Here is a 24,427-nt window from a genome sequence, read left to right as displayed (position 1 = left end):
AATCGTCAGGCTTTGCTGCGCACGTGCGCGACGATCGCGTCGACGAGCGACGGGATCGTGTAGGGCGCGCCGGGCATGATGCTGGTGGTGACGCCGAGCTGCTGCGCGGCCTCGGCGGTGACCGGACCGATCGAGGCGACCGCGACCTGTTGCAACAGGTCCGCGGCCTGCTCCTCGCCGAGATTGGTCACGAAGTGGCGCACGCTCGATGCGCTCGTGAAGGTCACGATGTCCACATCGCCTTCGAGGAGCTTCTTGTAGATGTCGGGCTGGCCTTCATGCACCCACGAGGCGCGAACCGTCTTGTAGGCGGCGATGTCGTCCACTTCGGCGCCGGCCTTGCGCAATTCCTCCGGGAGCGCCTCGCGTGCGATGTCGGCGCGGGGCAGGAGCATGCGTTGGCCGTCGAGGCTGCCGGTGGCCTTCAGGGCGGCGATCACGCCTTCGGCGCGATCCTCGTCGGGCATCACGTCGACGCGCAGGTGCAGCCGCTGCAGCCGCTCCGCCGTTGCCGGACCGACCGCGCAGATGCGTGGGCCGTGCAGGTCGCGGATGTCACGCATCCGTGACAACGCCCTGCGCATGAAGTGTTCGACGCCGTTCGCGCTGGTGAACACGAGCCAGTGATACGACGCGATCGCGGCGATGGCCCTGTCCACCTCATCGTAGTCGTCGAGCGGTTCGATGTGGATCGACGGCGCTTCGATCACATCGGCACCGAGATCGCTCAGGCGCTCCACGAACTCGCCGGCCTGTTCGCGCGACCGCGTGACGACGATGCGCGTACCGAACAGGGGACGCTCGTCGAACCAGCGAAGGTGATCGCGCAACCCCACGGTCGGACCGACCACGAAGACTGCCGGGACCGTCGGCGGGTGCGCATCGAGTTGCTTCGACAGGCTCTCGAGCGTGCCGGACAATGTCCGCTGCTGCGGCGTGGTGCCGCAGGAGATGATCGCCGCCGAGTCGTCGGCCGGTCGCCCGTGCGCCAGCAGCGAGGCAGCCACGCGCGCGAGTTGCCGGGGTCCCGCGTAGCAGAGCAGCGTCCCGTCCACACTCGCCAACTGGTGCCAGTCGAGGTCCGGCGTCGCTTCCTCGCCGTGCTCGTAGCCACGGATGAACGTCAGCGTGTCGCCTGAACCCGGATACGTCACCGGGATGCCGGCATAGGCGGGGATCCCGACCAGGGCCGGGATCCCCGGCACCACCTCGAAGCGGATGCCCTGCTCGTGGAGGAACAGCGCTTCCTTGCCGCCGCTGTCGAACACGAACGGGTCACCCCATTTCAGGCGCACCACCGACTTGCCCTCGCGAGCCTTTTCGGCCACGAGCAGGCAGATGGCGTCCTGGGCCGCTTCGGTCGGGGCGGCGTCGCCGACGTCGATGGTCTCGGCATCGGGGCGCGCCATCCGCAGCAGCCGCGGATCGATCAGTGTGTCGTGGACGACGACGTCCGCGCGGGTCAGGTAACGGAGCCCACGCACGGAGATCAGTGACGGATCCCCAGGGCCGGCGCCGACGATGGACACGGGAGTCATGGGGGGCATCTTACGCCGCTGCGCGTGAACAAGTGACAAGGGACAGGGAAGAAGTCAGTAGGACGTCAAGGGACAACGAACAAGGAACGCGTGAAAGGCGATCTTCCCCTTGTCCCTTCTCCCTTGTTCAGTCGTGCTTCGGCAGCGGTCCGTCGTACTCGCGGACGGCGTCGAGGATGGCGCCTGCGCCGTCGGCGATCAATCGCTCGGCGACCTGTTCACCCAGTGCCTCGGGGTCCGAGTCCTCGCCGAAGCCGAGGGCGCGCACCTCGTGGTCGCTCTCGATCGACGTGACGCACGCAAGCAGCTCGAGGGTGCCGTCAGGGGCGCGCCGGCAATGCGCGCCGAGCGGCAGCTGGCATCCACCGCCGAGGGCCGCGACGATCGCGCGCTCCACGCGCAGGGCGACGTCGGCGGCCGCATCGCTCATCGCGACGAGCGTCTGGGTCACTTCGTCGGCGTCCTCACGACACTCGACCGCCACGATGCCCTGCCCTGGTGCGGGGATGCATGCGTCCACCGGCAGGCAACCGCTGATCCGTCCGCCCCGGTCGAGACGATGCAGGCCGGCGGCGGCAAGGACGAGGGCGTCGTAGTCGCCGGCGTCCAGCTTGCGGAGCCGCGTGTCGACGTTGCCGCGCACCGGCAGGAACTCGGCGCCAGGGAACTGGCGGTGCAACTGCGCGATGCGCCGGACGCTGCTCGTACCGATTCGCGGCGACGAGCCCAGCACCTCCAGCAGGCGGGGCAGGCTCGCCTCCGAGAGGTCGTGCGTGTCGGGTAACACCACGGCGTCGCGCGGGTCAGCCCGCGGCAGGACGCCGGCGATGTGGAGACCCGCCGGCAGCACCACCGCCATGTCCTTCGCGCTGTGCACCGCCAGGTCGATCTCGCCCTCGAGGAGGGCGTCTTCGATCTCCTTCACGAACAGGCGCTTGCCACCGATGTCGGACAGCGGGGCATCCTGCAGTCGATCGCCGTCGGTCGTGATCACCACGATTTCGCAGGGCGCGACACCGAGGCCCTCGAGGCGGGTCTTGACCGTGTTGGCCTGCCACAACGCGAGTGCACTGCCGCGGGTCCCGATCCGCCATAGTGTCGTCATCGGGCCGATCCGTCTGGCGGCGCCGACGTGTCGGCATCGGCGTCGTTCACCGCCGCCTCGTCATCGAGCGCGAACAGCCGGCGCAGAGCGGCTGAACAGGCATCCATCGTCTCGTGATCGTCGATGGCCTTGAGCTGTTCGGTCGGCGTGAGGAGAAGTTTCTCGACCATCAGTCGGGTGATCTCGTCGACGCGGGCGCGTGCGTCGGGGCCCAGGCCGGCGAGTCTCGGCGCAAGGCGCTCCAGTTCGGCCTGTCGCACGCGTTCGAATCGGGTCCGCAAGGCGACGACGGTCGGGACCGCTGCCCGTGACCGGAGCCAGCCATACCACGCCGTGACCTCGTCGTTCACGAGGCGCTCGGCCTTCGCAACGGCGTCCTGGCGCCGGGCGAGGTTCTCCTGCACGATGCCGCGCAGGTCGTCGATGTTGTAGAGGAACACTTCCTCGAGGCGCGCGACTTCCGACGCGACATCGCGCGGCACCGCCAGGTCGACGACGAACATCGGGCGTCCCCGCCGGGTCGTGAGGACGCGTCGCATGTCGGCCTCGGTGACGACGACGTCGGGCGAACCCGTCGCCGAGATCAGGATGTCGGCGGCCGCGAGCGCCTCGAGGCGGTCGTCCCAGGCGACGACGCGTCCGTGCACTTCGGCTGCCAGCAGCTCGCCGCGGTCCTGTCGGCGCGTGGCGATGGTCGTGCTCGCCACGTGCTCGTGGAAGTGCAAGGCGCTGAGTCGCGCCATCTCGCCCGCGCCGAAGACGACAAAATGCTGCTTTCCCAGGTCGCCGAAGATCTTGCGTGCGAGCGTGACCGACGCGTAGCTGAGCGAGACCGCGCCCTCGGAGAGCCCGGTATCGGAGCGGACACGCTTACCGATCGAAAAGGCTCCATGGAACAGGCGGTTGATCACGCTGCCCGTCCCGCGCGCCTCGCTGGCGGCCTTGTAGGCGTCTTTGACCTGGCCGAGGATTTCCGGCTCGCCGACGACGAGGGAATCCAGTCCGGCCGCGACCCGGAACAGGTGGCGGGCGGCATCAGCGTCCCTGCGCACGTACAGGGTGCCGTCGATGTCGTCGCGGCTCACCCCGCGATAGTCCGTGAGGCAGCCGACGATGCGTTCGCCCATGGCGGTCGGGTCGACGGCCATGGCGTACACCTCGGTCCGGTTGCACGTCGAGAGCAGCACGGCGTCGTCGCAGCCCTCCTGCGCGAGGCGGTCGAGTGCCGCGGGCACCATCGAGCGGCTGATGCCGATCCGCTCGCGCACCTCGAGGGGCGCCGTGTGGTGACTGAGGCCGACCAGGACGAGATGCATCACGCGAAGTTGTGGCTGCGGGCGAAGAAGTACGCCACCGGCAGGAAGTTCAGGAGCACGATGGCAAAGCCGACGGCAGAGAGCCACGCCGCGCGCCGTGCCGTGAGACCCGCCCAGCGACGCGAGGCCAACAGGACCCCGTAGACGATCCACGTCACGACCGCCATCAGGATCTTGGGGTCGGCAAGCGTCATGTGGGGCAGGCGAGGGTCGTTGGTCATCTGGGCGCTCACGTCGCGCAGCCACAGGGCACCGCCGACCAGGCCGATCGTCAGCAGCAGCCAGCCGATCCACACCGCGCGCATGTTCATCCGGTCCAGCACCTGCAGCGACGGCAGCCGCTGGAAGAACATGCCGGGCGTGCGCCGCTTCAGCTCGCGGAAAAGCAGCATGTACGTGATCCCGATGACGCATGCGAGCGCGAAACTCGCGTACGCGAACAACAGCGCGCCGACATGCACGGCCACGAACGGGGTGGCGAAGTACCGTGGCACGTCGGTCGGCATCTCGCCGTGCGCGACGAGCGCCTGCAGGGCCACCAGCAGCGGCGTGACGAAGATGCCGATGCCGCGTTCGTCGGTGGACACCTCGATCGACAGGTAGGACACGGCGAGCATCCACACGAACGTCGAGATCGCCCCGGTCCGCCCGGCCATCGGCGGCACGCCGAGTTCCATCGTGTACATGCCCAGCTCGAACGTGTGCACGAGCACCGACACCAGCAGGAGTCCGGTCGCGACGCGGCCCGCCAGCGGCTTCTGGCTGGCGAAGTGCCAGACGTACGCGGCACACGCGACGGCATAGAGAAGCGCGAGGCTCATCTTGCGATGCCGGCCCTAGGTCGGGCCGTAGTACCCCTGCTTGGTGCGCGCGATCGTGTTGGGCCGCTCCACCCGGACGACGATGCGCCGCCAGCGGCCGTCGCGGCGCACGTTGCGCGACGCGTAACCGACTGTGTACTGCGCGGCCAGTTCATCGGCGACGGCGCCGTAGATGTTCGTCAACTCGTCGGCGCTGGTCGGAAAGAATGCCTTGCCGCCCGTTTCCTGGGCAAACTGCTTCAGCACGAAATCGGACTCGCTGAAACCACCCATCGGGCGATTCCTCGGGCCGCCGCCGTCCTTCAGGCCGATGGCGTAGATGGCCACTTCCGTCCGTTTGGCGAGTTCCAGCACTTCCTCGAACGGCACGAGGCTGGATGTGTCCTCACCATCGGAAAGGACCACGATGGCCTGCCGTCGTACCTCGTTCTGGGCACTCGCGGCGCGGATCTTCTTGAACTCGTTGAGGGCGACGTAGACCGCGTTGTACAGCGACGTCGAGCCACCGGCCGTGGTCCGCCTGATGGCAGACGTGAGCCGGTTTTGGTCGGCGGTGAAGCCCTGCAGAATCTCGGCCCGGCTATCGAAGTCGACGATCGTCACGAGATCTTCCGGGCGCATGCGCTGGATGAAGCCGACCGCCGCCTGCTGGGCGATCGGCAGCTTCTCGTTCATGCTCGCGCTCGTGTCCACCAGCAACCCGAGGGCTGTCGGCAGCTGCGTGCCGGAGAAGAACATGACGTCTTGCTTGACGCCGTCCTCGAAGACCGAGAAGGCTTCTTGCGGCAGGCCGCTCACGAAGCGGCCGTCGCGTTCGGTCACGGTGACGTTCAGCGACACGACTTCGACGCCCGCACGGAAGGTGGGCTGTTCCGGCGCGCCAGGACGGGGCGGCTGCTGGCCGGCGGCCGGCGGCTGCGCGCCTGACTCGGTGGCCGGCGGCTGCTCCTGCCCGGCCGGGGGCGGGCCCGGCGCTTTCGCTGGAGTGCTGGTCGGAGGCGAAGGCGGTGGCGTCTGCGTGGCGGGCGCCTGCGTGCCGACTCGTGCAGACAGCACGAGCGCGGCAGCGCCACCCACCAGGAGCTGGCGTAGGACTGCCAGGGTCATCGTGGGGTCCGGTTCGCCTGCAGCGTGTTCGCACGCACCCTGACGGTGGGTCGCGCCGAGAAGACCTCGACCTTGCGGGCGGGGATGAGCGTCTCGGGTCTGCCGTAGATGACTTCGAATTGCTGGGTTGCAGCGCGCCCGACCTTCTGCAGGCCGTCGGTGATGCTCATGTTCGCAAGCAGCAGCTCTCGTGTGCCACCGGTGTCGGTGGTGCCGCGGTCGATGACGACGTTGCGGTCCCGGACGTTCGTGTCCGTGCTCGGTTCATGCACCGTGTCCTGCAGCTCCAGGACATGGAGCGTCGCACCGGAATCGGCCAGCGCGTCCAGGGCGAACTGATAGCCGCGGTCGCTGAACTCCGGGCCGAAGCTCGTGATCATGACGATGGCTGCACGTGCCGGCTTGCGCTTGCCGATCGCCTTGGACGCCTCGACGATGGCCTCGTTCATGGTCGCCCCGGCACCGGGCTGCGCGAACAGGCGTGTCACGCCCTTGAGCAGCTGTGCCTTGCTGGTCGTCGAATTCACCTGGACCGTGGGACGGTCGGCCACCGTCATGAGCGTGATCGGGTGTGGTCCGGCAAACGTCGTGACGAACTTCTCGAGCCCGAGGCGCATGTCCTGCAGGGCCTTGGTCGAGGCGATGCTGTTGTCGACGAGCACGGTGATGTCCACCGGCTCGGCCGCAGGGGTCACCTTGAGGACTTCGCGCGCGACACCGTCCTCGCGGACGATGACGTCCTCCATGGCCAACTTCTCGAGCGGCATGCTGTCGTCGCCGACGGCCGTCACGAACAGGGTGCGCTGCCGGGCGGTGCCTTGCGCCTCGACCATGGGAACGAGCACGGACAAGCCGAGGGCAGTGGCCACGACGAGCGTCGGTATGAGTCGCATTTGATGTGTCCGTGGCGGGAATGGCCCCGCCTCTGGAGTATAGTCGAGGGCTGTCGGCGCACCGTTCGGGGTGCACTCTTCCGACGACTCACGGCGGCTCGCGGTCGCCAGAGGCTCGCCACATGCCCAGTCCGCTCTCTTCGCTGCTGCTCGCGATGAGCCTCGGCGTCCTCTCCGCCGGCGCCATTGCACAGACCTCCGCACCGTCGGCGCCGGCCCAGTCGCCATCCCGTCCGGCTGCAGCGGCTGCGACACCAACCCCAGCCGGCACGTCCAGCACGGCGGGCGGCACCGCCAACGCCCAGAACACTAAGGCGAAGACCTCGAAGGCGTCCGTTGGCAAGGCCCCGGCCGGCAAGGCGGTGGGCAAGCCGACGGCGGGCAAGCAGGCCACGGGCAAGACTGCCAAGACCGGTAAGGCTGCCGATTGCGACACCCCGGAAGCGAAGGTCGCGGCTGCCGCGCCGCCGCCCGTCGCGGCCGATCCGTTGACGCCGACCCTGGCCCCCTGCGCCGAACCGACGCGTAAGCCCTGACGCGCTCCATGCTCACGCCTCGTCCCGCTGGCTACTGGCGCACCGTCGGCGAACTGGGCACCCTCGGGCTGTCGTTCGTACTGGCTATCGTGCTCGGCACCGCTGCCGGCCTGTGGGTGGATCGGACGTTCAACTCCAACCCCTGGGGCATGCTGATAGGGTTCGTCCTCGGCTTCGCGGCGGCGGTCCTGAACGTGGTGCGCATCACCAGACGCGCGTTCGACAGCGAATCCCGCTGACCTTTACGGCCGTTGACCACCCTCCCCCAACGCCTCGAACGTGACACCAGCATCGTTGTTGCACTGTGTGCCGTCGCCGGATCCGTAATCGGCGGATGGCGCATGGGCGCTGGCGTGCTGGGAGGCGGCCTGCTGCTGGCCATCAGCTATCGGGCCCTCAAGCGTGCGGTGGACGCGATCGGTCCACCGGCGCCGGGACAGGAGGGGCGGCCCACTGTGTCGCCGTGGCGGCTGGCCCTGAGGCTGGCGGGCCGATACGCGTTGCTGCTCGCGGCCGGCTACGTTATCATTGGCCGTTTGCACCTGCACCCGCTGGGGGTGCTCGTGGGCGTCTCCGCGGTGGTCGTCGCCGCGATGGTGGAAGCGGTACGGTCCTGGCGTCAGCCGACCGGGTTCTCACCGTGACCGGCACAGGGCCATGGAACATCACACACTCTGGATCGTCGAGCTCGTCAACCGCCTGCTCGGGCCGGTGCTTGCGCCAATGTTCGGCAAGGCCTACACGCCGGGCTTGGAGCTGATTCCCGACTACCTCGTCATGTGCGGCCTGATCGTGCTGGGTGCGCTGGTCTTCAGCCTCGCCGTGCGGTCGTCGTTCAGCGTCGACAATCCCGGCAAGCTCCAGATCTTCCTCGAGGACATCATCGGGTTCGTGACCGGCCTGCTGAAGGAGAACATCGGCCCGGCGGGGCCGAAGTTCCTGCCGCTGGTCGGATCGATCTTCATCTTCATCTTCACGGCCAACGCCATCGGCAAGATTCCGGGGCTGATGTCACCGACGGCCCACATCAACGTCACGCTGGGGTGCGCGCTGACGGTGTGGGTCTACTACCACCTGCAGGGCATGAAGGCGCAGGGGCTCGTGGGGTACGTGAAGCACTTCATCATCCCGCCAGGCGTGCCGCTGTTCATCGCGCCGATCATGGCACCGATCGAGATGATCAGCCACATGTCGCGGGTGATGTCGCTGACGCTGCGACTCTTTGGCAACGTCTATGGCGAGGAACTCGTGGTCCTCATCATGGCCAGCATCGTGCCGTTCCTGGTGCCACTCCCGATGATGTTCCTGGGCGTGATCACCGGGTCGCTGCAGGCCTACATCTTCACCCTGCTCACCATCATCTACCTGGCCGGGGCGGTGCACACCGAGTATGGGCACGATGATGCAAGTCACGACGATGACCATGCGCACGGCGACTCGCCGGCGCACGCCCACGCCGCGGCGTAGGTGCGGATTTCCGTCGCGGCGCCTCGAGGCGCGGTGACGGCACGGTCGGCAGATCTCGGCAAGCGTCGGGCCCCGGTCTGCGATTCGACCTCAGGCGCGCCACAGGCGACGCCGGCGACCCTCAGGGGTCGCGACCTTTAATGCCGACGACACGTGGTTGATGGGCCTCGAGGAGGCATTCGCATGATGAAGAAGTTCTACGCAGTTCTCGCCCTGGTGGCGGCCGCCGGTCTGCTGTCGCCGGTGTACGCACAGCAAGCCGCCGCGGCTGGCGCCGTGGCTCCGAGCGTGACCCAGTGGGCCGTGGCCACGGCCGGCTTCGCGCTCGCCTTCGCCGCCGCGTTCGGCGCCATGGCCCAGGGCCGGGCGGTCAGCGCGGCCGCCGAAGGCATCGCCCGCAACCCTGGTGCGGCCGACCAGATCCGTGGCGCCCTCCTGCTCGGCCTCGTGCTGATCGAGTCGCTCGTGATCTACGTGCTGCTCGTCGCCCTGATCATCTTCTTCGTCCGCGCTGGCGCCCTCGGCCTGGCGCCCCTGGTCTAGCGTTAACGAAGAATCCGCCGGAGCGTGGCATCGGGCCCGCCTCCGGCAGGAACTCAGGAACACAGGAACGCAGGAAACACGGGAGGCTGGTGCACGGATGGGTATCCCGCCGTGCCAGTCCTTTCCGCCGTGCTCTCCTGTCTTCCTGTGATCCTGTCTTCCTGTGATCCTGAGGTCCTGATCCATGACGCGGGTTGACCTGTATCTGCTGCTGACCGCGATCATCTGGGGCAGTAATTACAGCGTCATCAAGTTCGTCCTGCAGGAAGTGCCGCCGCGGACCTTCAACGCGCTGCGGCTGTCAATCGCGTCGGTCGTCTTTCTCATCGTCATCTATGCCACGCGGCGCCGCGAGCATGTCGCCCGGCTGACGACCCGGGACTGGGCCGTCGTGCTGCTGCTCGGGGTCATCGGGCAGTTCGGCTACCAGATGCTGTTCATCACCGGCCTCGAGCGGACCAGCGTGATGAATGCCTCGATCATCATCGCCTGCACGCCCGCGGCGGTGAGCATCGTCTCGGCTGCCGTCGGCCATGAGCGGCTGCCGCTGCAGCACTGGCTCGGCACCGCACTGTCGTTTGTCGGCGTCAGTCTGATCGTCTTCGGTGGCGCAGCCGCGGGCGTGAGTTCGCCCTCGGGCGACCTGATGATGGTCGCGTGCGTCCTCTGCTGGACGGTCTACACCGTGGCCGGCCGGCCATTGCTCGCCCGATACTCCCCGCTCGTGATCACCGGCCTGTCGATGGCGATCGGCACGGCGCTGTTCCTGCCGTTCTCGATCCCGGACTTCGCGCGCACGCCATGGGCCGACGTCCGCCTCATCGCGTGGGTGTGCGTGGTCTTCTCGTCGCTGCTGGCGTTGAACTTCTCGTACACGGCGTGGTACACGGGCGTGCGGCACCTCGGGTCGTCACGCACGTCGATCTATTCCAACGTCGTACCGGTGGCGGCGCTGCTGTCGGCGATGGTGTGGCTCGGAGAACGGTTGGCGGGCATACGCCTGATCGGCGCCGTGCTCGTCGCCGCTGGGGTCCTGCTGACGCGATGGAGGCGCACGCCGGCCCCCCGCGAGGACAACGACGCGCCGGCAGAGGCGTAGTAACGCCTAACGCTTAACGCCGAACGCTTGATGCTTGATGCTTGATGCTTGACGGCGGGCGGACACGCCTCGATCGCGTACCGGGCGCGGGGTACCCGGAGACACCACACATCACGTAGACGTCGACCTTCAGGTCGACGCGCAACACCCGGAACCCGGAACCCGGAACCCGGTGCCCGTTGCCCGGTGCCCGGTGCCCGACGTGGCCTCAGTATTTTCCCGCCGCCGCCGATTTACGTCGAGGAACCTTCCCGCTCGACGATGCTCCGCCACTCACTTCGCCGCCAGCTGACCGTCGTCCTCGTGGCGACGATCATGTGCGCCCTCGCCCTCAACGGGCTCGGGCTCATGCTGTATGACAACGCCACGTCGCAAACGGCGCTCGGGCAGGAGATCGACGCGATCGCGCTCGTCGTCGGCGAGAACAGCGCTGGAGCATTGACTGTCGAGGATCCCCGGCTCGCGCGCGAGGCGCTCGCCGCCCTGGGTCCGCGACCCGATCTCCGCGTCGCGGCCCTCTATCGCAAGGACGGCGCGTTGTTCACCGAGTTGCGCGGGCAGGACGGCCCGCCGGCGCCCGCCATCGCGCCAGGTCCTGGCACGGTCCAGGCCAGCACCGGGGTCCGGGTCGTGCGCGACATCTGCCTCCGCGACGGGTGTGTCGGTTCGGTGCTGGTGGAAACGGACATGCGTCGCGTCGAGGCGCGCAGGCGCGACACGCTGACGATCTTCTTCGCGGTCTTCGTCGTCTCGCTCGGTCTCGCGTACGTGCTCGGGGCCGCCCTTCAGCGTCCCCTCGTCAAGCCGCTTCGCCAGCTGTCAATCGCTGCCGACGAGGTCATGCGCACGGAGCGCTTCGACGTGCCGCTGCCGGAGCGGGTCACCGACGACGAAGTGGGCGTGCTGGTGCGCGCCTTCAACGGCATGCTCTCGCACCTGGCCGCGCGCGACCGGGACCTGCAGCGTCATCGCGACCAACTCGAGCAGACAGTGGCGCAACGCACTGCGGAACTGCGGGAGGCCAAGGAGCGGGCCGAGAGCGCCAATCGCTTCAAGACCCAGTTCATGGCGACGATGAGCCACGAAATCCGCACGCCGATGAACGGCGTGCTGGGCATGACCGAGCTTGCGCTCGATACGTCGCTCACGGCGACCCAACGGGAATATCTCGATACCATTCGCCGTTCGTCCGAGGCCGTCATCACGGTGATGGATGACGTGATGGACCTCTCGCGCATCGAGGCCGGCCGGGTCGACATCGGGGCCGTGCCCTTCGACCTGACGGCGGTGGTGCACGATGCCCTCGAGGCCGTCGCCGTCCGCGCGCACCAGAAGGATCTCGACGTGGCCTGGGATCAGGACGTGCGGCTGCCCTCGAGGATCATCGCCGACCCCGCACGCCTGCGACAGGTGTTGATGAACCTGCTCGGTAACGCCGTGAAGTTCACCAACGTCGGCTTCGTGCGCCTGCGCGTTGGCCTCGACGAGGCCGACGATGCTGGTCGTGCCACCCTGCGCGTCCGCGTCTCCGATTCCGGCGTCGGAATATCTCCAGTACGCCAGGACGTCATTCGGCAGACGCTGCACGAGGCCATGACGGGCACCCCGCAATTGTTCGAGGGCAACGGCCTGGGCCTCGCCATCTGTGCCCGCCTCATTCACCTCATGGGCGGAGAATTGAGCGTGGAGAGCGAGGAATGGCAGGGCAGTTCGTTCTCGTTCGGCCTGCCGGTCGGTGTTGCCGCGGTCGCGTCGGTCGCTGGCGAGGCACGGCCGCAGGAACTGGACGGACGCACGGTGCTGCTGGCGGACCGCCATCACGCGTCGCGCGACGTGCTCGCCGGGTGGCTCGAGGGGTGGGGCGCCATCGTCACCCGCGCCGACAACGATGGCACCCTGGGACCGCTGCTCCGGGAACGCCGCTGGGGCCTGGTCCTCATCGATCGCGAGTCGCTCGAATCGGTCGACGCCGAGGTCGCGGCCGTTGCGCGAAAGGGCGTGCCGGTGCTCGAGCTGACGCTCTCGAGCGAGAGTGGCGCGACCTCGCAGCGAGGCCAACTCGTGAAGCCCCTGCGCCGGCCGACGGTGGCTGCGGTGATCGCGGCCGCGCTGACCCAGTCGGCCGCCGACGCGAACCCGCACTCCGTACCGTCCCGGGGGGCAACGGGTGTCGTGCCGCGCCCGGTGCGCGCGCCGAAAGTGCTCGTCGCCGACGACAACGTAGTGAACCAGCGTGTCGTCCAGCAGTTGCTGTCGCGACGCGGGTGCGAGATCGTGATGACCAGCACGGGCATCGAGGCGCTGGAAGCGTGGCACCGTGAGCGCTTCGACCTGGTGTTGATGGACGTGCAGATGCCGCAGATGGATGGCCTCGAGGCGGCCGCGCAGATCCGGGCGGTCGAGAAGCGGCGCCGCGTGCGTGGCACCCTGATCGTCGCCCTTACCGCCCATGCGATGACCGGCGACCGCGAGCGATGCCTCGCGGCCGGCATGGACGACTACCTCGCCAAGCCGCTGCGCAAGGCGGCGTTCGACGAGCTCCTGGACCGTCTCGGCGTCGGCGTCGTCGCGCGACAGGAGCCGTCGCTCGAAAAGCTTGCGTGAGGGCCTCAGGACTACAGGAGCTCAGGAACTCAGGTCTCAGGTCTCAGGTCTCAAGCAGTACGTGCCTGAGACTTGAGACTTGAAACGTGAGACGTGAGGCATCAATCCCGGCGGGGACGCTGGTTCTGGGCCAGGATGCGTTTGCGCAGCCGGATCGACTTCGGCGTGATCTCGACCAGCTCGTCGTCGTTGATGAACTCGATTGCGCCTTCCAGCCCCAGCTTGCGGGGAGGGATGATGCGGATCGCCTCGTCGGCCGACGAGGCGCGCATGTTGGTCTGCTTCTTCTCCTTGCAGACGTTGACGTCGAGATCGTTGTTGCGCGAGTTCTCGCCGATCAACATGCCTTCGTAGACGTCGGTCGTCGGGTCGATGAAGATCTCGCCGCGGTCCTGCAGGTTGGCGATCGCGAACGCCGTCGCGATGCCGGTGCGGTCGGCCACCAGGGCACCGGTGGGACGTGACGGAATCGGCCCGGCCCACGGCTCCCAGCCCGCGAAGATGTGATTCATGATGCCGGTGCCCTTGGTGTCGGTCAGGAACTGCGACCGGAAACCAATCAACCCGCGTGCCGGCACCTTGAACTCGAGGCGCACGCGGCCGCTGCCGTTGTTGACCATCTTGGTCATCGTGCCCTTGCGAATGCCGAGCGCCGCGATTACCACGCCCTGGAAGTCCTCGGGCACGTCGATGACCACGTCCTCGACCGGTTCCAGGCGGCCCTTGTCGCTGTCGCGGGTGACGATCTCCGGCCGCGACACCTGCAGCTCGAAGCCCTCGCGGCGCATCATCTCGATCAGGATCGACAGCTGCAGCTCGCCACGGCCGATGACACGACTCTGCTCGGGCGTGTCGGTAGGCTCGACGCGCAGCGAGACGTTGCCGAGGAGTTCCTTCTCCAGGCGCTCCTTGATCTGGCGCGACGTCACGAACTGACCGTCGCGTCCGGCCATGGGCGACGTGTTGACGCCGAAGATCATCGACACCGTCGGCTCGTCCACCGCGATCGGCGCGATCGCCTTGGGCGTCTCGGCGCTGGTCACCGTCTCGCCGATCGTGATGTCCTCCATGCCGGCGAGGCAGACGATGTCGCCGGCGGCCGCTTCCTGGACGTCGACGCGCTTCAGGCCGTCGAAAGCGAACAGCTTGGTCACCCGCATCTGCTGCACCGACCCATCCAGCTTGCAGACGCCGACGAAGTCGCCAATCTGCACGCGGCCGTTGAAAATGCGGCCGATAGCGATGCGTCCGAGGTATTCACTGGCATCGAGGTTGGCGATGAGGATCTGCAGCACGCCTGCCGGATCGCCCTTGGGCGGGGGCGTGTGCTCGAGGATCGCGTCGAACAGCGGCCGCAGGTCCTCGCCGCGCGTGTTCGGGTCCAGGCTCGCCTGGCCGTCGCGGGCGACGGCGTAGATCACCGGGAAGTTCAGCTGATCCTCGTCGGCGTCCAGGTCGATGAACAGGTCGTAGACCTCGTTGAGCACCTCCTGCACGCGCGCATCCGGCCGGTCGACCTTGTTGATGACGACGATCGGCTCGAGGCGGCGCTCGAGGGCCTTGCGGAGCACGAACCGCGTCTGGGGCAGGGGGCCTTCCGACGCGTCCACCAACAGCACGACGCCGTCCACCATCGACAGCGTGCGCTCCACCTCGCCCCCGAAGTCGGCGTGGCCCGGCGTGTCGCAGATGTTGATGATGGTGTCGAGGTACCGCACGGCCGTGTTCTTGGCCATGATGGTGATGCCCCGTTCGCGCTCGAGGTCCATGGAGTCCATGGCGCGATCGGCCACCCGCTCGTTGGAGCGATACGTCCCTGATTGCGCGAACATCGCATCGACCAGCGTGGTCTTGCCGTGGTCCACGTGGGCGATGATGGCGACGTTCCGGCGATGAGGATTGGCAATCTGTCGGACGTGTTCGGCAGCAGACATCCCACCAGTATACGGCCCCGTGCGACGGCCGTGTGCCCTGAGTCCGGCCTCATCCGTTCGGCGCCGGTGTTTTTGCCGTTTGAGTGAGGAAGCCCCGATGCCCGTCGCCCAGTGGGTCGCCCACGTCCTCCGCGCCACGTTCTGGCTGGCCGTCAACCTGGCGATCGTCACCGGCCTTTTCCTGCTTTCGGCACATCTGGGCACGCAACCGGGGGAGGACGAGCGCAATGTCAGCCTGTTTGTTCGCGGCCTGGCCTCTTTCTGGCTGTACATCGCCGCCTGGTCGTGGCTGGTCAGGGGCGTCTTCAAGCGGCCGGCGCCCCCGGCGCAAAAGGGCAAGCCGACCGGGGCGGCGGTCGCCAAGGGCAGCCTCGGGTGCCTGGCCAACCTCTTGCCGGTGCCATTCGTGTTCGTGTTCGTCGGCCGTCTCGCCGACTGGGCGTGGGCCGGCATCTCGGAAAACGACCCCGGGCACCCGGCCAGGCACGCCACCGATATTCTGCAGAACGGCCTGCTGTACGCGCTGAATCACGTCGAGTCGTGGATCCCCTGGGCCGTGGGGCTCATCGTCATTTTCAGCGCCGCCAGGGCCTTCATGAAAGCCAGCGGCAGGAGCCGGCGTACGACCGGCCCGTCGGTCCAGGGGGCCAACCAGGCCACCCTGGAGAAGCTGCGCCAGAAGAGGAGCAAGCCCGCCCGCACGAGCCGGCCGGCCTCCGGGGGCCGGGAGATCCTGGCCCAGGCCGGTATCCCCAGCGCCCAGACCGTTGGCGCCGCCCACTCCGGTGCACATGGGCAGCAGGCGCCGCCCTTCAGGCCGGGTTCGGCCCGCGAAGACCGGGTGCTTGGCGCGTTGAGGTTCTCCTCCACCGACGGTGGGTGGTGGGCGCACCGAGAAGATGGCGGCTTTGCCGTCCACATGGCCGGAGGATCGGACGGCCCCGACGCCCACGCGCTCGACCTCGCGCGGCAGGCGGTCCAGCGCAGCTTCGAAGTCCTGCTCCGGGCGTCCGAGGCGGCGCGCCCGATCGCGCAGTCCCGTGGCGTCGGACTGCCGCGATTCACCATTGCCGCCGTTCGCGTCGGCGCCGGCAGTGCTCCCGACGTGTCGCTCCACCTGCGGTGCGACGGAGACGCTGCCCACGAATACGTCGTCCGGTCGGCCGACAAGCTCCAGACGTTCAAGGCCGGTTGAGAGCCATGTCACCACTGCTGGCCGTCGCCGTCGATGACGACATCGATGCGCTGTACGTGAGGTCGACCGACACGCGGCCGACGCCTCGAGGCACACGCCGAAGGTCGGCGATCCGGCGTCCCGAAGAGCGATAGACTGCTCGCAGGCGCGCCTCATGCGCCCCACGACCCGGAGTCACTCGTGCAGCACATCACGCTCGAACGGGAAGAAGGCATCCTCGTCGTCACGCTGTCACGCGGCAAGGCCAACGCGCTGACCTGCGAGATGGTCGACGAACTCCAGCAGGCCCTCAACCATGCGGCCGCCGACGATCGGACGCACGGCGTGGTCGTCACCAGTGCCACGGCCAAGATGTTCTGCGGCGGCTTCGACGTCGAGGAGGTCTTCGGGTACGCGCCTGACAAGCTGAAGCGCTACATGGCGCGGTTCATCCGCTTGTTCGACACGCTGCGGCACCTGCCCAAGCCGACGGTCGCCGGCCTCAACGGCCACACCTACGCCGGCGGGTCGATCCTCGCGCTGGCCTGCGACGAGCGGGTCATGGCGGAAGGCGACTTCCAGTTCGCGCTCAACGAAGTGAGCCTCGGGGTGGTCCTGCCCGCGCGCATCGTGCAGGCGCTGGCGGCGGTGGTGCCAGGGCCGACCGCGCGACAGATGTTCCTCGAGGGCCACGCGTGGCGCGCCCAGGGCGCACAAGAACACGGCATCGTGGATGAACTCGTGCCGCCCTCCAGCGTCAGGCATCGCGCACTGACGATCGCCCGCCAGCTGGCGTCGAAGCCACCGCGTGCGTTTGCCGCGCACAAGCGCGCACTCGTCGAAGCAGGCGGCGGCCCCGCCTACACGCCGGAGGAAATCGAGGCGATGGCCGCGGAGTTCAGCGCCGTCTGGTTCGACGAGGAATGCCAGTGCTATCGCGACCTGCTCGTGTCGCGGCTGCAGGCCAAATAGGCTCAGGTTTCAAGTCTCAGGTCTCAGGGCTTTGGGCTCAGGGCTGTATGTTGCCTGAGACCTGAGACCTGAGACACGACCTCCTAGATCTGTAACAAGCCGCGGTCCAGGGCATGGCGCACGGCCTGCGTGCGCGTGCGGGCGTCGAGCTTGTCGTAGATCGACGCGATGTGGAACTTCACCGTGTGTGGGCTGATGCCGAGGCGCTCGGCGATCCGCTGGTTGGACAACCCCTCGGCCAACAGGTCCAGCACGTCGGTCTCGCGATCGGTCAGCGGCGCATCCTGCAGGTCGTCGTCGACGTCCACGCGCGGCACCACCGAGGCCGCCGGTGCCGGCCGCAGCCAATCGCTCGGCGCCACCGCGAAGCCGGCGTCGACCATCTCCAGCGCCTTGCGCAGCTGCGTCGGCGACACGTCGACCGGCAGCGCCGCCCACCCCGTCAAGGCCAGGTCGCGCAGGCGATCCACCGATTGCGCCGGCGCGCCGACGACGGCCAGGCCCTGCAGTGGCATCAGCGCCTGCATCCACTCGCGGCCTTCCGGCACGGCGTCGGCCAGCCCGACCGACGCGGTGACGTCCTCGGCGTCGCTGGGCACCGCAGCTTCGGCCGCCGGCACGAGGCCGGCCCCCAGCAACCGCTCTCGCAGCAGGTCGCGGCGCCGAGCCGACGGGGCAATCAGGAGGATGTCCATGGACAAGTGTCTCGTACCTTGTGACGCCCCGGTTACCGTGCGCGTTCACCGACGGTGACGGCTATGTCGTGGATCGTCGTGGCCCGGAGCACCCGCAACTGCAGCCCGGACCCGATCCGCGACTCGCCGAGGAGGCCTTGCAGCACACCGGGTTCGACCAGGGCATCGCCATTGGCCGCGATCAACACGTCACCCACGTAGACGCCCGCGCCGGCCGCAGGTCCGTCCGCGTCCACGCCGCTGACCAGCAGCCCATGGCGTCCGTGCGCCTGCTGTGCCGGCGGCAGCAGCACCGGTTGCACCGCCATGCCGACGTAGCCGCGCCTGATCCGCCCATGCGCCGACAGTCGCCCGACGCGATCCGACAGGAGGCCGGCAGGAATGCCCACGACGCCTCCACGGCTGAGCCCCGTCGTCACCCACGCCTGGATCCTCCCGTCAGGATCCACGAGGAGGCCGCCGGACACGCCGCGCCCGGCCTGGAGGTCGGTTCGCAGGAGGGCGGGGAGCGGTTCGGCACGCCAGCGTCGTAACAGGCACGTCTGACCGGTGATGCTCGCCAGTCGGGCCATCAGGTCGCCCTGCCAGCTGCGGGCAACGGCGACGACCAGTTGCGCGGCATCGGCCGTGTCGTCTGCAAGGGTGAGCGGTGACGCGCCGAGACCCGGTACGCGCAGCAGGGCAAGGTCGAGCGTGTCGTCACGTCCAGCGACAGTGGCGTCGAGCGTCTGCTCGCCGCGGACGACCACGAGACCCTCGTCGCGATCGAGTGCGTGCAATGGCGCGACGACCAGATCGGGGCCGATGTGGGCAGCCGTGGCCGGGTGCGCACCGCGGGCCCGCACCTGCAGCACGCCGGTTGCAGCAGCGTCGGCGGTCGCGCGGATCGCATCCGCCAGCACCTTCAATGGGGAAGCGGCAGTCATGACAACTACCGTAGCGCGCCCGAACGACAGCGGGATCAGCCGTTCGGCGGGGCGAATTCGTAGAGGCCCGGCGTAACCAGCAGCCGGCCGTCGCGCGCGAACCACAAGGAGGACGGCTGCACGACGCCCGCGCCGAACAACTGGAGCGTACGGACCCTTTCCCCATCCTCGTCGAACACGTAGATGTGTGATGTGGACATGGCCACCCACAGGCGCCCCTGGCGATCGACGGCTGCCGTGCGCACCATCGACGGCACCACCGGATAGGTGACGTCGTCTACCTGCCGGCGCGGCCATTGCGTGGGCATCTGCAACACGAGCGGGTCGATTTCGCGGCCCTGGATCGTGCGCTCGAATTCGAGGACGCCGGCGGCGGAATACTTCCGGAAGGCCGGCTGACCGGCGAGGAACACGACGTAGACGCCGCCGTCACGGGCCGGAACCGGCACGGCGGTGTTGAAGGCGAGGTGCACTTCCGCATCGTGCTCCAGCCCGGTGCGTCGCAACTGCCCGAACTCCCGCTGCACGGCGCCGGTGACGCTGTACTCGGAGACGAGCACGCCGCGTTCCGGCTGGTTGAGCAGCACGGTGGTGCCGGTGTAACGCGCCGCCCCGATGCCGTTCAGCACGAGATTGTCGACGATGACGCGTGGGGACTCGCTGGCCGCAACGGTGAAGGTGTTCAGGACCTTGCCGGCTGCCTGGAACACCGATACCCGCGGTTGTCGTCCGGGCGCATCCGCGACGATGAAGTCGCCGGTATCCGCGACGTCGAACGACGTCGGGCGGAGGAGGCGGCCCGCCTCGTATCCGATTTCGACGAGAGGCGTGACGGCCGTGCGCGCCGCGTCGATGGCATACACGCGATGGCGACGGCGATCGAACACGAGCGCGGTGCCGTCCGGTCGCACCGCGAAGCCGGACGCCTGCTCGAACTCGCCGGCGAGGAATGGCGGAATGCCGCCCGTCGACCGCAGCGTCTCCACGCGGGTCGCCGCGGCCAGCACGTCCTGCCAGGGCATGCCCGGCAGGACCGTGAGCAGGCAGAGAAGGGCGCCGCACGCGGCGCCCGCTTGCAGGGGATCAGTAAGACGCGAGCTTGCGAATGGCGGCCAGCACATCGGAGGACTGCGGGAGGATTTCCTCCTCGAGATCCGGGCAGTACGCCACCGGCGTGTCCATCGCCGCCACACGCAACACCGGCGCGTCGAGGTGATCGAAGAAGTGCTCCGCCACGTAGGCGGAGATCTCGGCCCCGAACCCGGCGGTCAGCGTGTCCTCGTGGGCGACGACGATCCGGTTGGTCTCGCGGACCGCGGTGCCGATCGTGTCCCAGTCGCAGGGCGCAATCGTCCGCAGGTCGATCACCCGCACGCTCAGTCCGTCCTTCTCGGCCTGCTGCGCCGCCAGCAGCGAACGCTGCACGAGCGCCCCCCAGGTGACCACCGTCAGGTCCGTGCCCTCGCGCCGGACGGCGGCCCGGCCGAACGGGATGGTGTAGTCCGGCCCGGGATAGATGCCCTTGTTGTACGTCTGGCGATAGAGGTGCTTGTGCTCGAGGAACAGCACCGGATCGTCGCAGCGGATGGCCGTCCGCAGCAGTCCGGCGGCATCGACCGCGTTGCTCGGGAACACCACGTGGATGCCGGGGCAGTGCGCGAAGATGCTCTCGCCCGACTGGCTGTGGTACGGCGCACCGCCCCGCAGGTAGCCGCCGATCGGCGTGCGGATCACGAGCGGGGCCGTGAACGTGTTGTTGGACCGGTAGCGCAACATCGTGAGTTCGTCACGAATCTGCATGAACGCCGGCCAGATGTAATCGAAGAACTGGATCTCCACGACGGGCTTGAGTCCGCGGGTCGCCATGCCGGTGGCGCGCCCGACGATGTTGGCCTCGGCCAGCGGAGAGTTGAAGACGCGCTGGCCGCCGAACTCCCGCTGCAGGCCATGCGTGACCTTGAACACGCCGCCCTTGCCCGAGCACTCGGCGAGCGCGCGCTCCCGGCTCACGTCCGCCACGTCCTCGCCGAAGACGACGATGCGCGGGTTGGCCGCCATCTCGTCGCGCAGCGTGCGGTTGATCGCCGAGACCATCGTGTCGGGCTTGCCCTCGACGAGAGGCTCGGCCCGCCACGTGTCGGCGGTGACGTCGACGTCTGGCGAGTAGACGTAGAGGGCCGCCGTGTCGCGCGCCGGCTTCTCGGCCGCCAGCGCGATGTCGGTGGCGACGTTGACCTCGCGTTCCACCTCGGCGTGCAGCGTGTCAAGCTCTTCCCGTGTGGCCAGGCCCTCGGCCAGGAGGTAGTCGGCCGCACGCTTGATCGGATCACGGGCGGCTTCGCGGGCGCGTTCGTCCGCCGTCTTGTACAGGCGCTCGTCGTCTGACAACGAATGCGAGTAGGGACGGACGACCTTCGCGTGAACGAAGGCCGGGCCCTCGCCGCTGCGCGCGTACGCCACGGCCTCCTGCATCACGTCGAGACTCGCGACGAGGTCCGTGCCGTCGACGCGGAAGATCTTGAGATGCGGGAAGGTCTCGACCAGGCGCGAGATGTCGCCGCCGGGCGTCTGCACTTCCACGGGCACCGAGATGGCGTAGCCGTTGTCCTCGATCAGGTAGACCAGCGGCAAGCGGCCGTTGCTGGCCGTGTTGAGCGATTCCCAGAATTCACCTTCGCTCGTCGTGCCTTCGCCGACCGACACGTAGGTGACCGCATCGGGCGCCGGACGTTCGGCGTCGGGCAGGCGCGGCAACTCGGTCAGCAACCGCGTCGCCTCGGCGCATCCGATGGCCTGGAGGCACTGTGTGCCCGTGGGACTCGAGCCCGATACGATGTTCCAGCGGGTGTGCCCCCAGTGCGATGGCATCTGCCGGCCACCGGAGGATGGGTCGTCCTTGGCGCCGACCCCCTGCAGGAGCATGTCCAGTGGCGTGACGCCGAGCGCGAGACAGAACGCGCGATCGCGATAGTAGGGGTACGCCCAGTCGATGCCGGGTCGTAATGCGAGGCCCGCCGCAACGAGGATCGCCTCGTGGCCCGCGCCGCTGATCTGGAAGAAGATCTGGCTCTGGTTCTTGAGCTGGATCTCCTTGTCGTCGAGGCGGCGCGACAGCGCCATCAGTCGGTAGGCGCGCAGGAGGACCTCACGAGACGCCACACCCGATGCCGCGAGAGTCGAGGAGACCGGATGCTCCGCCACGGTCTTCATGATGCGGCGGACGCCTTGAAATGGCCGGGAAGGTCGGGCTCGATCATAATCAAGACTTCTCGTGTAATGCGTCGCCATTATAGGGCGACACCCACCCTCTACTGTACCGCTGCCGGCGAAAAAGAGACAGGACCACAGGAGCACAGGAACGCACAGGACGACTGGGATGGGGAAAGTCACCAAGCTGGTCGTCCGGACCCGGTACGATGACCCATGCCCTTGTACCGGTGGGACGAGATCGCCCTCGAGAAGGTGACCGAGATGGTGTCACGCAAGGTCGTGCGTGGCGAGCGCGAGGTGCTGACGCAGGTCTACCTGAAGAAGGGCGCGCTCGTACCGCTGCACGCGCACGACGAGGAGCAGATGACATACGTGCTGCAGGGTGCCCTGCAGTTCCTCGTCGGTGGCGAGGACGTACGCGTCGAAGAGGGCGAAGTGCTGCACATCCCGAGCGGGGTGGCGCACCAGGCCGTCGCCCTCGACGACACGTTCGTACTCGGCGTGTTCAGTCCGGTGAACGTCAAGCCGTCCTGAGGCCGCGGGCCCATCCCACGTTGACCGTTGCCAGCAGCGCGAGGCCGGAGACGTCCCTGCGGACCGACGTGGCGCTGCCCTCGCCTTCGGGCGCGAGCGCCAGGATGTCGTCCTCGGACCGGTGGATGAGCCCCCAGCTGGCGACGTGATCCATCCACGGCCGGTAGGGATTGCCTGTCGCGATGTTCGTGAAGAACAGTTCGCCGCCGTCACCCAGGAGCGACCGCCGGCAGGTGCGGATCACGAACGAGGCCGTGCGGTCGTCGAGGTAATCGAACAGGCCGCCGGCGAGCACGAGATCGAAGCACTGGCTGTCGCGCACGAGCATGCGCATCGCCGCGAGGACATTCATCGCCAGCGACCGGGTCGCCGCGCCCATCTCGCGCAGGCGGCGCTCCGACAACGCGAGCGCGCCGGCATCGCTGTCGTTCAGGGTTACCGAGAGTCGCTCCGTCGCGCGCGGGTCCGGGCAGTGACGCCGCAGGGCGAGCAGATCCCGCGAGCCTCCACACCCGATCGACAGCACCCGCACGGGGCCAGTCGTCAGCGCCAGCCGGCGCGCGACGACCGCCGCCTGCTCCTCCACCTTGTTGCGGTGCTGCTGCGCCGCGGCGCAGCGCAGCGCATAGGCCTCGATCGCATGGCCGAACGAGTCCGCGGGCGCGTGGTTCATGCCCTCGCACAGGTACTCCACGGTCTCGAAATCGCCCGGATACCCGCGCGGCCAGTCCTGCAGCCGTGTGCACAGTGGCGAGAGCCGATGGACCTGCCGCGCATCCGCGCTCGCCGCGCGTATGGCCTCCGCCGTGGCCCCTGTCATCTCGCAGCGTCGCAGCGCCGCGAGCAGCGCGTGGACCAGCGATACGTACTGCGAATAGCGGTACTCGGCGTCGCCTCGTGGCAGCGCCGCACACCGCCGCAGTTCCGTCGAGACGCGGGCAGCTTCCCGCAGTGCCTCGTTCAACCCCAGCCCCTGACGCGCGACAATCGTGGCCATCGGTCATCCCTCCGTGGAGGCATGGACGGACAGGCGCAGCCTTTTCAAGGTTGCGCCTGTCCTGAATGCCGAGATGCCGAGATGCCGGGAATATCGAAGGCCGGCGTGGTGACGGCTGACGCCGCCGCTAAACGCCTGGACCGAAGGATGAAGGATTGAAGGGGGACGTTCGACGGCCGAAGGCCCAATGCCGGGGCCGGCGTGGCTCAGTGAACGTTCCAGCCGCCGCCGCGGCCACCCTGGTGGACGTCGAACCGGCGTCGCGCTCGCTGGAGGCGCCACTTGGTGTAGCGGTACTTCAGTTCTGCGGCGAGACCGCCGCGGCCGCGCATGAGCAGGGCCCACCCGGTGACCAGCCCGCCGAGGTGGGCCAGGTGTGCCATCTGGCCACCCGAGGACGTGACCGACAGCAGCAGGGTGATGGCCCCCGTGATCAGCACGAAGATCCGGGCCGGCACCGGGAACAGGAAGTACATGTAGATCGGCCGGTCCGCGAACATCATGCCGAATGCCGCCAGCAGGCCGTAGATGGCGCCCGAGGCGCCGACGGTCGGGGTGAGGTACAAGAAATCGGCGAAGCCGAAGGGCAGCAGCGCCGCGCCGATGGTCGCGGCCGCCGCGCCGAGCCCGCAGAGCAGGTAGAAGCGGGCAAACGCCCGCGTGCCCCAGATCCGCTCGAGTTCGACGCCGAACATCCACAGCGCCAGCATGTTGAACACGAGGTGCGTCAGCCCCGCGTGCAGGAACATGTAGGTGAACGGTTGCCAGATCCAGAACGACTCGAGCACCGCGGCCGGCGTGAGGCCGCCGACGGTCGTCACCGACGGCAGCGCGACCTGGACCAGGAACGACACGCCGTTGGCGATGAGCAGGGCCTTGACGGCAGGCGTCACCGGCCCAGGCCCGAACTGGTAGGACACGCGGCTGTACGGTGATCGGGCCACGACGTCAGTGTA

Annotated in this window: 23 protein-coding genes; 10 read left to right on the top strand and 13 right to left on the bottom strand. The window is 68.3% G+C overall.

The annotated features are described in order from the left end of the window. Positions 1–5: 5 nt before the first annotated feature. From cobA to LuPra_RS29565, 6 genes are all read right to left on the bottom strand, one after another. Entirely contained in the window at positions 6–1,538 is a 1,533-nt protein-coding gene (gene cobA / locus LuPra_RS29590) for a uroporphyrinogen-III C-methyltransferase (RefSeq protein ID WP_162472856.1), read from the bottom strand. Between the two features lie 127 nt (positions 1,539–1,665). After that, positions 1,666–2,643: a hydroxymethylbilane synthase gene (hemC, locus tag LuPra_RS29585; RefSeq protein ID WP_110174106.1), complete on the bottom strand. Its 978-nt coding sequence runs from the start codon at positions 2,641–2,643 to the stop codon at positions 1,666–1,668. Beyond that, the gene (gene hemA, locus LuPra_RS29580; protein ID WP_110174105.1) at positions 2,640–3,959 is read right to left on the bottom strand and encodes a glutamyl-tRNA reductase; all 1,320 of its coding nucleotides are present in this window, start codon (positions 3,957–3,959) and stop codon (positions 2,640–2,642) included. Before hemA ends, hemC begins: the two co-directional genes overlap by 4 nt. Beyond that, positions 3,959–4,780 (bottom strand): cytochrome C assembly family protein, encoded by an 822-nt coding sequence (locus LuPra_RS29575; protein ID WP_110174104.1) that lies wholly within the window; start codon positions 4,778–4,780, stop codon positions 3,959–3,961. Before LuPra_RS29575 ends, hemA begins: the two co-directional genes overlap by 1 nt. Before the next feature lie 15 nt (positions 4,781–4,795). Continuing rightward, on the bottom strand, positions 4,796–5,887 hold the full coding sequence (locus LuPra_RS29570) for a VWA domain-containing protein (protein WP_110174103.1): 1,092 nt from the start codon (positions 5,885–5,887) through the stop codon (positions 4,796–4,798). Next, positions 5,884–6,780 (bottom strand): vWA domain-containing protein, encoded by an 897-nt coding sequence (locus LuPra_RS29565; protein ID WP_157899846.1) that lies wholly within the window; start codon positions 6,778–6,780, stop codon positions 5,884–5,886. Before LuPra_RS29565 ends, LuPra_RS29570 begins: the two co-directional genes overlap by 4 nt. Before the next feature lie 122 nt (positions 6,781–6,902). Between LuPra_RS29565 and LuPra_RS32415 the strand changes: the two genes are divergently transcribed. The 7 genes from LuPra_RS32415 to LuPra_RS29535 all read left to right on the top strand — a co-directional run bounded on the left by LuPra_RS32415 (position 6,903) and on the right by LuPra_RS29535 (position 13,029). Further along, positions 6,903–7,316, top strand: a complete 414-nt coding sequence (locus LuPra_RS32415) for a hypothetical protein (protein WP_157899845.1) — start codon at positions 6,903–6,905, stop codon at positions 7,314–7,316. 8 nt (positions 7,317–7,324) lie between these two features. Next, positions 7,325–7,555, top strand: coding sequence for an AtpZ/AtpI family protein (locus tag LuPra_RS29560; protein WP_110174101.1), 231 nt, complete (start codon positions 7,325–7,327; stop codon positions 7,553–7,555). Between the two features lie 12 nt (positions 7,556–7,567). Continuing rightward, the gene (locus tag LuPra_RS29555) at positions 7,568–7,960 is read left to right on the top strand and encodes an ATP synthase subunit I (protein ID WP_110174100.1); all 393 of its coding nucleotides are present in this window, start codon (positions 7,568–7,570) and stop codon (positions 7,958–7,960) included. A 13-nt stretch (positions 7,961–7,973) separates the two neighbouring features. Further along, positions 7,974–8,783 (top strand): F0F1 ATP synthase subunit A, encoded by an 810-nt coding sequence (gene atpB, locus LuPra_RS29550; protein ID WP_110174099.1) that lies wholly within the window; start codon positions 7,974–7,976, stop codon positions 8,781–8,783. A 183-nt stretch (positions 8,784–8,966) separates the two neighbouring features. Then, positions 8,967–9,326 carry an ATP synthase F0 subunit C gene (locus tag LuPra_RS29545; protein WP_110174098.1) on the top strand — a complete coding sequence of 120 codons (360 nt, stop codon included), beginning with the start codon at positions 8,967–8,969 and terminating at the stop codon, positions 9,324–9,326. A 184-nt stretch (positions 9,327–9,510) separates the two neighbouring features. Further along, positions 9,511–10,425, top strand: a complete 915-nt coding sequence (locus LuPra_RS29540; protein WP_110174097.1) for a DMT family transporter — start codon at positions 9,511–9,513, stop codon at positions 10,423–10,425. A gap of 261 nt (positions 10,426–10,686) precedes the next feature. Then, positions 10,687–13,029, top strand: coding sequence for a response regulator (locus tag LuPra_RS29535; RefSeq protein ID WP_110174096.1), 2,343 nt, complete (start codon positions 10,687–10,689; stop codon positions 13,027–13,029). A 101-nt stretch (positions 13,030–13,130) separates the two neighbouring features. Here LuPra_RS29535 and typA read toward each other — a convergent pair whose 3' ends face one another. Beyond that, complete coding sequence (typA, locus tag LuPra_RS29530; protein WP_110174095.1) at positions 13,131–14,963, bottom strand: translational GTPase TypA; 1,833 nt, start codon at positions 14,961–14,963, stop codon at positions 13,131–13,133. A gap of 97 nt (positions 14,964–15,060) precedes the next feature. Between typA and LuPra_RS29525 the strand changes: the two genes are divergently transcribed. Further along, entirely contained in the window at positions 15,061–16,158 is a 1,098-nt protein-coding gene (locus LuPra_RS29525; protein ID WP_110174094.1) for a hypothetical protein, read from the top strand. 180 nt (positions 16,159–16,338) lie between these two features. Then, a complete protein-coding gene (locus tag LuPra_RS29520; RefSeq protein ID WP_157899844.1) occupies positions 16,339–17,109 on the top strand; it encodes an enoyl-CoA hydratase/isomerase family protein in 771 nt (256 codons plus the stop codon). A gap of 83 nt (positions 17,110–17,192) precedes the next feature. Here LuPra_RS29520 and LuPra_RS33530 read toward each other — a convergent pair whose 3' ends face one another. From LuPra_RS33530 to LuPra_RS29505, 4 genes are all read right to left on the bottom strand, one after another. Next, positions 17,193–17,804 carry a helix-turn-helix transcriptional regulator gene (locus LuPra_RS33530; protein ID WP_234800611.1) on the bottom strand — a complete coding sequence of 204 codons (612 nt, stop codon included), beginning with the start codon at positions 17,802–17,804 and terminating at the stop codon, positions 17,193–17,195. A 32-nt stretch (positions 17,805–17,836) separates the two neighbouring features. Then, entirely contained in the window at positions 17,837–18,730 is an 894-nt protein-coding gene (locus LuPra_RS29510; RefSeq protein ID WP_162472855.1) for a S1C family serine protease, read from the bottom strand. A 35-nt stretch (positions 18,731–18,765) separates the two neighbouring features. Continuing rightward, positions 18,766–19,752, bottom strand: coding sequence for an NHL repeat-containing protein (locus LuPra_RS32640; RefSeq protein WP_162472854.1), 987 nt, complete (start codon positions 19,750–19,752; stop codon positions 18,766–18,768). Between the two features lie 61 nt (positions 19,753–19,813). Further along, positions 19,814–21,940, bottom strand: coding sequence for an alpha-ketoacid dehydrogenase subunit alpha/beta (locus tag LuPra_RS29505; protein WP_110174091.1), 2,127 nt, complete (start codon positions 21,938–21,940; stop codon positions 19,814–19,816). Between the two features lie 213 nt (positions 21,941–22,153). Between LuPra_RS29505 and LuPra_RS29500 the strand changes: the two genes are divergently transcribed. Then, on the top strand, positions 22,154–22,474 hold the full coding sequence (locus LuPra_RS29500; protein ID WP_110174090.1) for a cupin domain-containing protein: 321 nt from the start codon (positions 22,154–22,156) through the stop codon (positions 22,472–22,474). Here LuPra_RS29500 and LuPra_RS29495 read toward each other — a convergent pair. Beyond that, positions 22,461–23,471, bottom strand: coding sequence for a class I SAM-dependent methyltransferase (locus LuPra_RS29495; protein ID WP_110174089.1), 1,011 nt, complete (start codon positions 23,469–23,471; stop codon positions 22,461–22,463). The genes LuPra_RS29500 and LuPra_RS29495 overlap by 14 nt on opposite strands. 206 nt (positions 23,472–23,677) lie before the next feature. Next, the gene (locus LuPra_RS29490) at positions 23,678–24,415 is read right to left on the bottom strand and encodes a rhomboid family intramembrane serine protease (RefSeq protein WP_157899843.1); all 738 of its coding nucleotides are present in this window, start codon (positions 24,413–24,415) and stop codon (positions 23,678–23,680) included. Between the last annotated feature and the right edge of the window lie 12 nt (positions 24,416–24,427).

This window comes from Luteitalea pratensis (genome assembly GCF_001618865.1).
Taxonomy (GTDB): domain Bacteria; phylum Acidobacteriota; class Vicinamibacteria; order Vicinamibacterales; family Vicinamibacteraceae; genus Luteitalea; species Luteitalea pratensis.
Note: the sequence above shows the minus strand (reverse complement) of the source record. Positions and strands in the feature narration are given on the sequence as shown.